Source organism: Streptomyces sp. NPDC054866 (assembly GCF_053610745.1).
Genome location: NZ_JBSGZA010000010.1, coordinates 315,537 through 329,650, shown reverse-complemented (window position 1 = coordinate 329,650; position 14,114 = coordinate 315,537). Strand labels below are relative to the sequence as shown.

11 protein-coding genes are annotated in these 14,114 nt (G+C 70.2%); 8 read left to right on the top strand and 3 right to left on the bottom strand.

The features are described 5' to 3' along the window. Positions 1-410 precede the first annotated feature (410 nt). Both ACWGI2_RS37860 and ptsP read left to right on the top strand, forming a co-directional pair. A complete protein-coding gene (locus ACWGI2_RS37860; protein ID WP_453399629.1) occupies positions 411-860 on the top strand; it encodes a PTS sugar transporter subunit IIA in 450 nt (149 codons plus the stop codon). A 77-nt stretch (positions 861-937) separates the two neighbouring features. Next, positions 938-2,608: a phosphoenolpyruvate--protein phosphotransferase gene (gene ptsP, locus ACWGI2_RS37855; protein ID WP_453399628.1), complete on the top strand. Its 1,671-nt coding sequence runs from the start codon at positions 938-940 to the stop codon at positions 2,606-2,608. Positions 2,609-2,665: 57 nt separating this feature from the next. Here the strand turns inward: ptsP and ACWGI2_RS37850 are convergent, their stop codons facing one another. Further along, positions 2,666-3,559, bottom strand: a complete 894-nt coding sequence (locus ACWGI2_RS37850; protein ID WP_453700385.1) for a hypothetical protein — start codon at positions 3,557-3,559, stop codon at positions 2,666-2,668. Positions 3,560-3,635: 76 nt separating this feature from the next. Further along, a complete protein-coding gene (locus ACWGI2_RS37845; protein WP_453700383.1) occupies positions 3,636-5,618 on the bottom strand; it encodes an acetoacetate--CoA ligase in 1,983 nt (660 codons plus the stop codon). Between the two features lie 213 nt (positions 5,619-5,831). On the opposite strand from ACWGI2_RS37845, the gene ACWGI2_RS37840 reads away from it, so the two are divergent. Then, positions 5,832-8,219 (top strand): glycoside hydrolase family 31 protein, encoded by a 2,388-nt coding sequence (locus ACWGI2_RS37840; protein ID WP_453700381.1) that lies wholly within the window; start codon positions 5,832-5,834, stop codon positions 8,217-8,219. Here ACWGI2_RS37840 and ACWGI2_RS37835 read toward each other — a convergent pair. Further along, the gene (locus tag ACWGI2_RS37835; protein WP_453700379.1) at positions 8,210-8,743 is read right to left on the bottom strand and encodes an NUDIX domain-containing protein; all 534 of its coding nucleotides are present in this window, start codon (positions 8,741-8,743) and stop codon (positions 8,210-8,212) included. The genes ACWGI2_RS37840 and ACWGI2_RS37835 overlap by 10 nt on opposite strands. 140 nt (positions 8,744-8,883) lie before the next feature. Here ACWGI2_RS37835 and ACWGI2_RS37830 point away from each other — a divergent pair, with 140 nt between their 5' ends. From ACWGI2_RS37830 to glpK, 5 genes are all read left to right on the top strand, one after another. Next, entirely contained in the window at positions 8,884-9,690 is an 807-nt protein-coding gene (locus ACWGI2_RS37830) for a M15 family metallopeptidase (RefSeq protein ID WP_453399623.1), read from the top strand. A gap of 102 nt (positions 9,691-9,792) precedes the next feature. Then, on the top strand, positions 9,793-10,227 hold the full coding sequence (locus ACWGI2_RS37825) for a Zn-ribbon domain-containing OB-fold protein (protein ID WP_453700401.1): 435 nt from the start codon (positions 9,793-9,795) through the stop codon (positions 10,225-10,227). Then, positions 10,224-11,414 (top strand): lipid-transfer protein, encoded by a 1,191-nt coding sequence (locus ACWGI2_RS37820; RefSeq protein ID WP_453700377.1) that lies wholly within the window; start codon positions 10,224-10,226, stop codon positions 11,412-11,414. Before ACWGI2_RS37825 ends, ACWGI2_RS37820 begins: the two co-directional genes overlap by 4 nt. Before the next feature lie 393 nt (positions 11,415-11,807). Further along, entirely contained in the window at positions 11,808-12,563 is a 756-nt protein-coding gene (locus tag ACWGI2_RS37815) for an MIP/aquaporin family protein (protein WP_453700376.1), read from the top strand. A gap of 14 nt (positions 12,564-12,577) precedes the next feature. Then, a complete protein-coding gene (glpK, locus tag ACWGI2_RS37810) occupies positions 12,578-14,098 on the top strand; it encodes a glycerol kinase GlpK (protein WP_453700375.1) in 1,521 nt (506 codons plus the stop codon). The last annotated feature ends 16 nt before the right edge of the window (positions 14,099-14,114 follow it).

Genomic DNA, 14,114 nt, shown 5'->3' with positions numbered 1-14,114 from the left:
GACTCTATCAGACTCTTTCGTGTCCGATTTCCTCGGTGCCTTTCCGGTTCCCGCTCCTGCCTTTCGGCTTTCGCGTTTCCCTTTCCGGCGGTTCCAAACTCTATCAGGACTTTCCCGGCTCCCTGACCACTCATCTGCGAGCACGCAGAAGCTGACCCAGGGATTAGGATCTGACTTGATAGATGCCGCCGAGTCCCGGACGCTCGATCGCGCCGCTTGCCTCAGGCAGGTCTCCGACTGTACATCGGGCGTTGGGGCGGGCGCAAATCGTTTGTGCAGTGCCCCTACTCAGTCATCCGGGACCTCTCACGCGGAACCGGGACTTTTTATGACTTACTCTTCTGAACAGTGCGTCGTCCAGGACAGGTAGTGACGACGGCTACGTATCTCCACCCCCTGGGAGGCTTGCCATGACCAGCGTGACGTCCCCGCTTGCAGGACGCGCCATCGGGCTCTCTGCTGTACCGGACCCCGTCTTCTCCGGCGCGATGGTCGGGCCCGGCACGGCCATCGACCCCGCGCGTGAGCCCTCCGAGGCTGTCGCCCCCGTTGACGGCATCGTCGTATCGCTTCACCCCCATGCCTTTGTCGTCGTCGACGACGAGGGTCACGGCGTCCTCACCCACCTGGGCATCGACACCGTCCAGCTCAATGGCGAGGGCTTCGAGCTGCTCGTCAACAAGGGTGACACCGTGCGGCGCGGTCAGTCCATCGTGCGCTGGGACCCGGCGGGCGTCGAGGCGGCCGGCAAGTCTCCGATCTGCCCGATCGTGGCACTTGAGGCCACTGCCGAGTCCCTCTCCGGCCTCGTGGAGGATGGCGACGTGAAGGCTGGGGACGCTCTCTTCAGCTGGAAGTGACGTCATCGCCGTCCCTGACGGCAGGTAGGACATCCACCGCGGCGGCTGGGCCCGTCGCTCTATCGGAGACGGGTGAAATGGAGACAACGCTGCGAGGCGTCGGCGTGAGCCACGGTGTGGCGATCGGCGAGGTTCGGCACATGGGGACGGCGGTGCTTGAGCCGCCTGCCAAGCAGATTCCCGCGGAGGAGGCCGAGCGCGAACAGGGGCGCGCTCGCCAGGCTGTGGAAGCTGTCGCCGCCGACCTGAATGCGCGTGGCCATCTGGCGGGCGGCGAGGCACAGCACGTGCTCGAGGCGCAGGCCATGATCGCCCAGGACCCCGAGCTCATGGCCGACGTCGACCGCCGCGTCACCGTCGGCAGCTCGGCGGAGCGCGCGATCTACGACGCGTTCTCGCACTACCGCGAGCTGCTCGCGGGCGCCGGTGAGTACATGGCCGGTCGCGTCGCCGACCTCGATGACGTGCGGAATCGTATCGTCGCCCGTCTGTTGGGCGTTCCGATGCCCGGTGTGCCGGACAGCGACGAGCCCTACGTGCTGATCGCGCGTGACCTCGCGCCGGCGGACACCGCGCTGCTCGACCCCGCGCTCGTGCTCGGCTTCGTCACCGAGGAGGGCGGGCCGACCAGCCACAGCGCGATTCTCGCTCGGGCGCTCGGTGTGCCCGCGATCGTCGCTCTGCCGGGGGCGGGTGAGCTGGCCGAGGGCACCGTGGTCGCCGTGGACGGCAGCACCGGTGAGATCTTCGTCGAGCCGAGTGCGGAGAAGAGGAGTGAGCTCGAGGCCTCGGCCGCCGCGCGCAAGGCCGCGCTCGCCGCGTCGACCGGCCCCGGTGCGACGTCCGACGGCCACAAGGTGCCGTTGCTGGCCAACGTGGGCGGGCCCGCGGACGTGCCGGCCGCGGTGGAGGCAGGGGCCGAGGGTGTCGGTCTCTTCCGGACCGAGTTCCTCTTCCTCGACGACAGCACCAAGGCTCCGTCTGAGGAGAAGCAGGTCGAGGCGTACCGCAAGGTGCTCGAGGCCTTTCCCGAGGGCCGTGTCGTCGTGCGTGTGCTCGACGCCGGTGCCGACAAGCCGCTCGACTTCCTGACTCCCGGCGATGAGCCGAACCCGGCCCTTGGTGTGCGCGGGCTGCGGTCGCTGCTCGAGCACCCCGATGTGCTGCGTACGCAGCTGACGGCGCTGGCCAAGGCCGTGGAGGGGCTGCCGGTCTACCTCGAGGTCATGGCGCCGATGGTCGCCGACCGTATCGACGCCAAGGCGTTCGCCGACGCGTGCCGTGAGGCGGGGCTGCAGGCCAAGTTCGGGGCCATGGTGGAGATTCCGTCGGCCGCTCTGCGGGCGCGCTCGATTCTCCAGGAGGTCGAGTTCCTGTCGCTCGGCACCAATGACCTCGCGCAGTACGCCTTCGCGGCCGACCGTCAGGTGGGCGCTGTGTCCCGGCTCCAGGACCCGTGGCAGCCCGCGCTGCTCGACCTGGTCTCGCTGTCCGCCGAGGCGGCCAGGGCCGAGGGCAAGAGCTGTGGTGTGTGTGGCGAGGCGGCCTCCGACCCGCTGCTCGCGTGTGTGCTGACCGGTCTCGGTGTCACCTCGCTCTCGATGGGTGCGGCGTCCATTCCTTACGTGCGGGCGACGCTGGGCAAGTACACGCTGGCCCAGTGCGAGCGTGCGGCGGCTGCCGCGCGTGCCGCGGACAGCGCCGAGGAAGCCCGGAAGGCCGCGCAGGCGGTTCTGTCCGGCGAGTAGCCGGAACCAGGTGTGTGAGGGGCGCTCCATCCGACAGGGTGGGGCGCCCCTCGGCGTTCAGTGCCGGTGTCCCCCTCCGGGGTCGTCGTCACCGATGGTCGGTGCGGCGCAGTAGTCGACGCCTGATTCCGGGGCGACGAGGTCGCCTGACACCGCGTCGGTGCAGTAGGCGTCGAAGACCTCGGCGGCGGTGAGGGGCAGTAGTCGCTCGCCGTGCAGGCGCCAGCCCTGGACGCGGTCGCGTTCTCCGTCCGCGATGCTGCGCATCACCACGCCCGCGGCGCTGTGGGTGGCGATGCCCACCGCGAGGACCGTGGTGAACTCCAGTGCTTCGGTCTCGTCGAGTTCCGCGTTGCCCTCGGCGTCCCGTGCCGCGTGCAGTGCGGCGAGGAGTGTCTCCGGAGCCGCGGGGACGCTGCAGACGAGGTGCCGGGTGCCGGGGACCGAAGTGTCGAGCAGTTGGACGAGCAGGTCCGATGCGCGGTTGAAGGCGGCTCGGCCGATGTCCTCGCCGCAGACCGCGCAGGAGCCGAGCCGGGCCAGGAGCAACGTCGCGTACTCCCAGGTGGCCTGGCGGACCGCCTCGTCGACGAGATCGGGGAGGAGCTCGGCGAGGGGCTGGCCGTCGTACGGCACGGTGGGCCCGGTGGCGGCGAGTTCGGCCGTGAAGCGGGTGCGGCTGGCCGGGGCGTCGGGGTCGAGGCCGGTCTCGGCGCAGTACTCCTCGTACTCCTCGGGGTCGAAGAGGGCGATGGTGGTGTGTCCGCCGTCGGACGCGAGCGACCTGAGGAGGCCTTCGGCCTGCCGGAGGTAGGCCGTGTGGTCGTCGAACGTGAAGGTGCGGTAGCGGCGCATCGCCGCGAAGTCGACCTCGTCGGCCAGGAGGCCGATGGTGCCGGCGACTTCGCGGCGCAGTGCGCGTCGCATGGTGGTGTGTTGAGTGCGAGCCATGATTCCCCCTGCGGTACGTCGATCAATGCTCACTCAGAGTAATTGCGAGCACTGACAACGGCCGCTGGGCCGGGAATCAGGAGCGTTTGCGGGCCAGCTCCTCGTAGAAGCGGAGCAGGTCGAGGTTGTCCACCGAGCCGGGGTTGACCGCCTTGTCGAGTGCCGTGCCTTGGAGCAACCGCTTGACCGGGACCTCGATGCGCTTGCCCGTGAGGGTGTGCGGGATGCCGGGGACCTCGATGACCTCGTCGGGGACGTGGCGCGGGGAGAGTTGCGCGCGGATCGTCTGCTTGATGCGGTCGCGGAGATCGTCGTCGAGGGTGGCGCCGGGGGCGAGGTGGATGAAGAGGGGCATCCAGTAGCCGCCGTCGGGTTGTTCGACGCCGATGACGAGGGATTCGCGGATTTCCGGGAGGCGTTCCACGGCTTCGTAGATGTCGGCCGAACCCATGCGTACGCCTTGGCGGTTGAGCGTGGAGTCGGAGCGGCCGTGGATCACGACCGAGCCGTGCGAGGTCACGGTGATCCAGTCGCCGTGGCGCCAGACGCCGGGGTAGGTGTCGAAGTAGCTGTCGTGGTAGCGGCTGCCGTCCGGGTCGTTCCAGAAGTGGATCGGCATGGAGGGCATCGGGTTGGTGACCACGAGTTCGCCGACCTCGTCGATGAGGGGCTTGCCCTGGGGGTCCCAGGCTTGGAGGTCCGTGCCGAGGCCGGGTGCCTGGAGCTCGCCGATGTGGACGGGCAGGGTCGGTACCGCTCCGGCGAAGCACGAGCAGACGTCCGTGCCGCCGCTGACCGAGGCCATCCACAGGCCGCCCGGGGTGTCCTCGAACTCGTCGTGCAGCCAGCGGAATCCGTCGGGCGGGAGCGGGGAGCCGGTGGTGGCGACGCACTGGACGGTGGAGAGGTCGAAGTCGCGGGCCGGGTGCACGCCCGCCTTGCGGCAGGCCATGACGTACGCCGCCGATGTGCCGAAGAGCGTGGCCTTCGTGCGTTCGGCGATGCGCCACTGGGCGCCGGTGTCGGGATAGCCGGGGCTGCCGTCGTAGAGGACGATCGTGGTGCCGGTGAGGAGGCCGGAGACGAGGAAGTTCCACATCATCCAGCCGGTGGACGTGTACCAGAAGAAGCGGTCGTCGGGGCCCAGGTCGCAGTGCAGGCCGAGCTGCTTGAGGTGTTCGACGAGGATGCCGCCCTGGGACTGGACGATGGCCTTGGGCAGGCCTGTCGTGCCGGACGAGTAGAGCACCCAGAGCGGGTGGTCGAACGGGACCGGCTCGAAGACGGGTGCCGTGTCCGAGGCGGTGAGGGCTGCCCATTCCAGGGCGCCTTCGGGGGCTTCGGTGCCGAGCAGTGGGATGTGGACGACGGCGCGCAGGGTGGGCAGTTCGCGGCGCAGCTCGGCGACGGCGTCGCGGCGGTCGTGTTCCTTGCCGCCGTAGCGGTAGCCGTCGACGGTGAACAGGACGACCGGTTCGACCTGCTGGAAGCGGTCGAGGACGCTGCGTGCGCCGAAGTCGGGGGCGCAGGAGGTCCAGACGGCGCCGACGGCCGCGGTGGCCAGGAGAGCGACGACGGCCTGCGGGATGTTCGGGACGTAGCCGCTGACGCGGTCTCCGGGGCGTACGCCCAGTGTGCGCAGCTCCGCCGCCAGGGAGCCGACCTGGCGGCGGAGCTCGCCCCAGGTCACGGCGGCAGGCTCATGGGTCTCGTCAACATGGAGGAGAGCCGGGTCGCTCGTGCGCGTGGGGTCCTCGGCGGCGCGCAGTGCGTGTTCGGCGTAGTTGAGCGTGGCTCCGGGGAACCATGCGGCGCCCGGCATCGAGCGGTCGCCGAGTACGCGCGCGTAGGGCGTCGAGAACCGCACGTCGAACCACTCGGTCACGGCCTTCCAGAACGTGTCCAGTTCGTCGACGGACCACCGGTGGAGTGCCCCGTAGCCACCGTCGGCGGGTGCTCCGTGGCGTTCGGCGGCCCATGCCTGGAACCGCGTGATCTGCGCGGCGGCGATCCGTTCCTGGTCGGGCTGCCAGAGCGGTGAGGGGTTCGCTGAGGACATGGGGCGGCTCCCGGGCTTTACGCGTCGTATGCGTGTGGGTGCGCGCGTGCTGGTTGTGCGCGCGACACGGCTGACAGGGACGATGCCACGTGATCGATTTCGACACCAGGGTGTGCCTCACACAGTCGGCGCGGCGACTATGTGCCCTCACTCCAGGTGAACGGCAGTTGAACGATCCACACGCGTGGCTTCTTCGGTGGCAGGGTGAGCAGCATGAACGGTCGTGACCTGGTGCGTTCGATGAAGGCGGTCAGCTTGGTCGGTACGGCGCAGGGGTTGCGTGCGGTGCGGTCCTCTTGGCGTAGGCGGCGGGTGGACGCGGCGGGGCTCGCCCCCCGGGGTGTCGAGCGCGCGCGGGTGCCGGGTCCGGTGACAGGGGTAGAGCCGGGGCCGGGGGGCGGGGTGGTGCGGTTCGCCCGTTCCGAGCTGCGGGTGCGGGTCACGACGGGCGGGGCCATCTTCTGGGGCTGGGACGGTGCGCAGCCCGATCCCTCGTACGCGCTTGTCAGTGGGAGCCCCGAGGCGGACCCGCGGGCCGTCCTCGAGCCTGACAAGGAGGGCGGCTGGCGTGTGGTGTCGGAGCGGGCGACGGTGGTCGTGTCGCGGCTCGGCGCCGTGGAACTGCGGACGCCCGGCGGTCTGATGCTGCGCCGTGATCTGCCGCCCCGCTGGTGGGAGTCGGGTGACGGCGCCGCGCGCTGGCTGCAGCGGTCGCAAGTGGCGGCGGACGCACGGTTCTTCGGTCTCGGGGGGCGCGCGCAGGGGCCCCGGCTGCGGAACGGCACGTACCGCCTGTGGAACACCGATCCCGGGCGTTCGTTCGGGCCTGGCGACGGCCCCTTGTACATCACCATGCCCGTGCAGCTCGTCGTGGCCGATGTCGGCTGCCATCTGGTGTTCCACGACAACACGTGGGACGGCAGCGTGGCAGTGCGCGAGGGCGAGGAGGGTGCGGGGTCGGGGCACGACAGGGCTGGTTCGTGCGAGGTACGCATGGACGGCGGGCCGCTGCGGTGCTGGGTGATGGTGGGCACGCCCGCGCGCGTGCTGCACACCTGGGCCTCGCTCACGGGGCCGCCCGCGCTGCCTCCCGCGTGGGCGCTCGGGCACCATCACGCGCGGTGGGGTTTCGGCAGTGAGCGTGAGGTGCGGCGGATCGTCGCCGGGTACCGGGAGCGGGAGCTGCCGCTGGACGCTGTTCATCTGGACATCGATCACTACGAAGCGCATCAGGTGTTCACCGTCGACAAGGAGACCTATCCCCACTTGCCGCAGCTCGCCGACGACTTGCTCAGGGACGGCGTGCGGATGGTGTCGATCGTCGACCCGGCGGTGAAGGCCGAGCCGGGCAATGAGGTCTACGACAGCGGGAGGGCTACGGACGCCTTCGTGCGGGATGCCGCGGGGCGGACGGTGCACGGGGTCGTCTGGCCGGGCCAGGCGGTGTATCCGGACTTCACGGACGCGCGCGTGCGTGCGTGGTGGGGCGGCCTCTACAAGGAGCGGCTCGCTCAGGGGTTCGCGGGTTTCTGGCACGACATGAACGAGCCTGTGTCCTTCGCCGCCTTCGGGGAGCCGACGTTGCCCCGCTCGGCCCGGCACTCCCTGGAGGGCCGCGGCGGCGACCACCGCGAGGCGCACAACGTGTACGGCCTCGGCATGGCGCGCGCCGGGTACGAGGGTCTTGCCGAACTGCACCCCCAGGAGCGGCCGTTCCTGTTCTCGCGCTCCGGGTGGGCGGGAATGCAGCGCTACGGAGGGACGTGGTCCGGGGATGTGGCCACGGGGTGGCCGGGCCTGCGGGCGTCGCTGTCGCTGGTCCTCGGTCTGGGGCTGTGCGGCGTGCCGTACTCGGGTCCTGATGTGGGCGGGTTCGACGGCAGTCCGTCGCCCGAGCTGTATCTGCGGTGGTTCCAGCTCGGGTCGTATCTGCCGCTGTTCCGTACGCACGCCGCGCTGCGGGCCGGGCGCAGGGAGCCCTGGGAGTTCGGTCCCGAAGTGCTGGAGCACGCGCGCGTGGCGCTCGTCGAACGTCGGCGGCTGCTGCCGTACTTCGTGACGCTCGCGCATCTGGCGCGGCGTACCGGAACGCCGTACGTGCGGCCCTTGTGGTGGGGCAGTCCGGAGGACCGGGCGCTGCGTGACTGCGAGGACGCGTTTCTGCTCGGGGACTGTTTGCTGGTGGCTCCGGTGTTCGAGCCGGGGGCCGTCCGCCGCACGGTGCGGCTGCCGGCGGGCCGTTGGTACGACACAGCGACCGGCCAGGCGTACGAGGGGCCCGCCCGTGTGCTCCTGGAGGCTCCGCTGTCCCGCATCCCTGTGCTCGCGCGGGCCGGCGCCGTACTGCCGGTGCGGGGCGCCGACGGTGGGCTCGAGCTGGAGGTGTGGGCGCCGGTGCCGGGGCGTACGGGTGGCGGCCTGGTGGTCAGGGACGCGGGTGACGGGTGGGAGGAGCCGGAGATCGAGCGGTTCGCCACGCGGTGGGCCGGAGGGCGTGTGGTGGTCGAGCGGGACGGCCGGTCCGTCGAGGACGCCGCGGAGGCGGCGGGCGATGTCGGGCTGCGGGTGACGGTGCGGGGAAGCTCGCAGCGTCAGATGTAGCGCCCTTCGAACCAGGCGCGGACCGCCAAGGTGTGCAGGGGGAAGGCGAGTTCGGCCGGGCGGTGCAGCAGGTGCCAGCCTTCGGTCTCGCCCGTGGGGGCGGGCTCCGGCAGCTCGGTTGCCGGGCGTTCGGGCAGGAGGCCGAAGAGCAGCAGGTAGCCGTCGGGTGCGCTGAGCGCCTCCACGAGGCGGACGTCACGGCTCGCCGCGCCGATGCCGGTCTCCTCCCGCAGCTCGCGGACCACGGCGTCCCGCCAGTCCTCCCGGTCGTCGATGAATCCTCCGGGCAGAGCCACTCCCCCGCGCGCGGGGGCGATGGTCCGGGTCACGACGACCAGGGCGGTGCCCTTGGTGTCGTAGACGGGCTGCAGGGCCACCGCCACGGGCAGCGGATTGCGGTAGGCCGCCGTGCCGCAGGCGGCGCAAGTGCGGGGCCAGGTGGAAAGGCGGTCCCCGTAAGGCGCCCCGCAGCTCGAACAGTGGGAGCCCGGGGCGGGTTCGGCGCGGTGCTGGGTTGCGGACACGCCGCGGACTGTATCCGATCTCTGCCCGATACTCCGGGGGCGGTCTTCTCCTCCGGGGGCGGCCTTTTCCTCCGGTGGCGGGCTTCTCCTCCGGCGGCGGTCTTTTCCTCCGGGGCCGGATCCTGATAGATGCAGGGTTCATGACAGGACTTGCCCCCGCGCTGCGGAATCTCGCCGTCACCGCCACCGCTCTCGCCGCCGTGGCCGCCGCCCCCGCGCCCGCCCACGCCAAGCCCGAACCCAAGGCTCCCGATGAGTTCGTGGCATTGCGCGACGTCGACCCGACGATCATCCAGGAGATGCGGTACCTCACCCCGCACAACTTCGTGGGTGAGCCCATCGACGGCTACAGGAAGCCGATGTGCATCCTCACGGAGCCCGCCGCGAAGGCCCTGCACAAGGCGCAGCGGACACTGCTGCGCAAGGGCTACTCCCTGAAGGTGTACGACTGTTACCGGCCGCAACGGGCGGTCGACCAGTTCGTGCGCTGGGCCGAGGATCTCGGCGACGTACGCATGAAGGCGGAGTTCTATCCCCATGTCGACAAGTCGCGGTTGTTCGAGGACGGTTACATCGCGGCGAAGTCCGGGCACAGCCGTGGATCGACGCTTGATCTGACGGTCGTGAAGCTGCCGGCCCTGCCGACGCGTCCGTACGTCCCCGGAGAGCCCCTCACGCCCTGTTTCGGGCCCAAGGAGGAGCGATTCCCCGACAACTCCGTGGACATGGGGACCGGCTTCGACTGCTTCGACACCCTCTCCCACACGGACGATCCCCGGATCACCGGCGAGCAGCGCGCCAACCGCGATCTGCTACGGGGCGCGCTGACCAAGGTCGGGTTCGTGAACCTCCCTGAGGAGTGGTGGCACTTCACCTACAAGCCGGAGCTCTTCCCGGACACCTACTTCGACTTCCCCGTGGCGCGCCGCTCTCTGCAGGGGAAGTAGCGGGTGCCGGGCTACTGACGGGATCCGGTTGCCCGTGGCACACTTCTGACGTTCCGTCAGATCCAGTGCCGTGGAGGAACCTTGTCGCGTACGCGTACTCCCGTGGTGACCGGCTGGTTCGCCGGGGAGGGAGACAACTTCCGCCTACTGGGCACGCGCTGCTCGGCCTGCGCCAGTGTCTTCTTCCCCCGCGAGGACGGCTTCTGCCGCAATCCCGGCTGCTCGGGCGGTGACCTCGACGAGGTGCCGCTCTCCCCGCGCGGTCGCGTCTGGTCGTACACGGACAGCCGCTATCGCCCGCCCGCGCCCTATGTGTCCGATCCGGAACTTCCCTGGCAGCCCTACACGTTGATCGCTGTGGAGCTGGAGGCGGAGCGGATGGTGGTGCTCGGTCAGTCGGTTCCGGGGGTCACCGTCGCCGATCTGGAGGTCGGAATGGAGGTAGAGGTCGTCCCCGGCGTGCTCGACGAGGGCGGCGGGGCCCGGGAAGAAGCAGCGACGACGTGGTACTGGCGGCCGGTGGGGGTGGGCGCATGACCAGCGAGGTGGCGGTGCTCGGCGCGGGCATGCATCCCTGGGGCAAGTGGGGCCGCAGCTTCATCGAGTACGGGACGGCGGCGGCCCGCGCGGCGCTCGCCGACGCCGGTGTCGACTGGCACGACGTGGGTTCGATCGTCGGCGCGGACACGGTGCGCGGCGGCTACCCCGGTTACGTGGCCGGGGCGACGTTCGCGAAGGCGCTCGGCTGGCAGGGCGCGCGGGTCGCGAGCGTGTACGCGGCGTGCGCGTCCGGGGCGCAGGCGATCAACACGGCGCGTACACAGATCCTCGCGGGCCTCGCCGACGTCGTCCTCGTGGTCGGGGCGGACGCGGCGCCCAAGGGGTTCTTCCGGCCCGCCGGAGGGGACAGGCACGACGACCCGGACTGGCTGCGGTTCCGGCTCCTCGGCGCCACCAACCCCACGTACTTCGGCCTGTACGCACGCCGCAGGATGGCGGTGCACGGCGACACACTGGAGGACTTCGCCCAGGTCAAGGTGAAGAACGCGGCAGCGGGGGCGCTCAATCCGAACGCGCGCTACCGCAAGACCGTCACCGCCGACGAGGTGGCCGCGTCGGCCGTCGTCGCCGACCCCTTGCGGCTGCTCGACATCTGCGCGACCTCCGACGGAGCGGCGGCGCTCGTGCTCTCCAGCATGGAGTTCGCGCGGCGGCACGGCGCGACAAGCCCGGTGCGCATCCGGGCCGTGTCCACGGTGACGCCGACGTACCCGAACACCGTCCTGGACCTGCCGGACATCGCGACGGACTCCGCGGCAGCCGTGGCGCCGGCCGACGGGACCTTCCGCGCCTCCATCGCGCACGCCGCGTACGAAGAAGCGGGCATCGGACCCGACGAGCTCTCCGTGGCGGAGGTCTACGACCTCTCCACCGCGCTCGAACTGCAGTGGTACGAGGATCTGGGGCTCTGCGGCGAGGGAGAGGGGGCCAAGCTGCTGCGGGAGGGGGCGACCGCTCCGGGCGGGCGTATACCGGTCAACCCCAGCGGAGGACTCGCCTCCTTCGGAGAGGCGGTACCGGCGCAGGCCATCGCCCAAGTGTGCGAGCTGACATGGCAGTTGAGGGGCACGGCAGGGGGGCGCCAGGTCGCGGGGGCGCGCGCGGGGATCACCGCGAACCAAGGGCTGTTCGGGCACGGCTCCTCGGTCGTCGCCGTGCGCTGAGTACTGTCACCGGCTCTCCCCGGCCCGACGCGGGGAAAGACCACGGGCGCCTCACGGGGGAAGGGCACACGCCGGTTAACCGTTGCCGTCCGCGACCTTGACGCTCCATCACCACCGGTGAACACTTCCGGTGTCAGTCGGCATCGCCGCACTTCGGCTCCTCGCCACTCAGGGCCCCTGTACGCGCGAAGGTCTGCACGAACGGCCTGTTCAGCGGGTCATCCCCCTCTGGGCGATTCGACTGCGACGGCACGCTCGCCATGGAAGCCGAGCGGGGCGCGGGACACCCCTGCCTTCGGCTGAAGTCACCGGGCACGGCCAGGCAGTAGTCGTGGAACGCACCCAGCACGGAGTACCGGGGCCACCGCCCCGGGCGAGGCCCTAGGAGCCGCCATGTACTCGAATGGGGACATCTTCGTCGGTGAGATCATCGGCACCGCGATCCTGATTCTCTTCGGCGCCGGCGTGTGCGCCGCCGTCACCCTGAACCACTCGAAGGCGAAAGCCTCCGGATGGGTCGTCATCGCCTTCGGATGGGGCTTCGGCGTGCTCGCCGGCGCGTACACCGCGGGGCCTCTCTCCGGTGGTCACCTCAACCCCGCGGTCACCCTCGGCATCGCGATCGACACCGAGGAGTGGGGCAAGGTCTGGATCTATCTGCTCGGGCAGATGGTCGGCGCGATGCTCGGCGCCGTTCTCGCGTACCTCGTGTACTACGCGCAGTTCAACGCCAACGTCTCCCGCAGCGTCAAGGACAAGGTGACGAGTGCGCACGAGCCGACGCCGACGCTCGGCATCTTCTCGACCATCCCGGAGATCCGTAACACGGCGGCCAACCTCGTCACGGAGATCATCGCGACCATCGCCCTCGTGCTGCCCATCCTCGCCTTCGGGCTCACCAAGGGGCTCGGCGAGTCGGGCACGCAGACGCTGATCGTGGCGTTCCTGGTCGTCGGCATCGGCCTCTCGCTCGGCGGGCCCACCGGCTACGCCATCAACCCGGCCCGCGACCTGGGCCCGCGCATCGTGCACACGTTCCTGCCGATCCCGAACAAGGGGACGTCCGACTGGAGTTACGCCTGGATCCCCGTGGCCGGGCCGCTGATCGGCGGAGCGCTCGCAGGTCTCATCTACAACGTAGCCTTCTGACGCTAGGGGTAGCCATGCCGGACAACTCCGAGAAGTTCGTCGCCGCCATCGACCAAGGCACCACCTCCAGCCGCTGCATCATCTTCAACCACGCGGGCGAGATCGTCGCCGTCGACCAGCGCGAGCACCGCCAGATCTTTCCGAAGCCGGGGTGGGTCGAGCACGACGCCACCGAGATCTGGTCCAAGGTGCAGGCCGTGGTCGCGGGAGCGATCGCCAAGGCAGGGCTCAGGGCCGACCAGCTCAGCGCCCTCGGCATCACCAACCAGCGCGAGACGACGGTCCTGTGGGACCGCGCCACGGGCAAACCCGTGCACAACGCGATCGTCTGGCAGGACACCCGGACGTCGGCCCTCTGCAACGAACTGGGCGGCGCGGACGGCCAGGACAGGTTCCGGGAGCAGACCGGGCTGCCCCTTGCCAGCTACTTCTCCGGGCCCAAGGCCGCCTGGCTGCTCGACAACGTGCCCGGGCTCCGGGCGCGCGCCGAGCGCGGCGAGATAGCGTTCGGCACCATCGATTCCTGGCTGATCTGGAACCTCACCGGCGGCACGGACGGCGGCGTGCACGTCACGGACGTCACCAACGCCGGGCGCACCATGCTGATGAACCTGGCCACCCTCCAGTGGGACCAGTCGATCCTGGCCGCGATGAACGTCCCGGAGGCGGTCCTTCCGGAGATCAGGTCGTCCGCCGAGGTCTATGGCACCGCGGTCGGGCAGCTCTCCGGTGTGCCGGTCGCCTCCGCGCTCGGCGACCAGCAGGCGGCCATCTTCGGGCAGGCCTGCTACGACACGGGGACGGCCAAGAACACGTACGGAACCGGCAGCTTCTTGTTGCTCAACACCGGTAACCGGCCCGTCCCCTCGAAGAACGGGCTGCTCACCACGATGGGCTACAAGATCGGCTCCGAGGCGCCCGTCTACTGCCTCGAAGGGGCGATCGCGATCACCGGCGCCCTTGTGCAGTGGTTCCGCGACCAGCTCGGCATCATCCGCAGCGCCGACGAGATCGAGCCGCTGGCCGCGAGCGTGGAGGACAACGGCGGCGCGTACATCGTGCCCGCGTTCTCCGGTCTCTTCGCGCCCTACTGGCGCTCCGACGCGCGCGGCGTCGTCACCGGGCTCACCCGGTACGTGACCAAGGCGCATCTGGCACGCGCCGTCCTTGAGGCGACCAGCTGGCAGACCCGTGAGGTCGTCGACGCCATGTACCAGGACTCCGGGGTGCAGCTGCAGACCCTGAAGGTGGACGGCGGCATGACCAAGAACAATCTGCTGATGCAGCACCAGGCGGACGTTCTCGGGGTGCCGGTGATCCGGCCGAAGGTCTCCGAGACGACGTGTCTGGGCGCCGCGTACGCCGCCGGGCTCGCGACCGGCGTGTGGAACGACCTCGACGAGCTGAAGGCGCACTGGCAGCAGGACGTCGAGTGGACGCCGGGGATGGACACGGATGCGCGCGAGCGCGAGTACCACAACTGGCACAAGGCGGTGGAGCGGAGCTTCGGCTGGCACGAGGACGGCGCGAGCTGAGCCGAGAGCCGAGAGC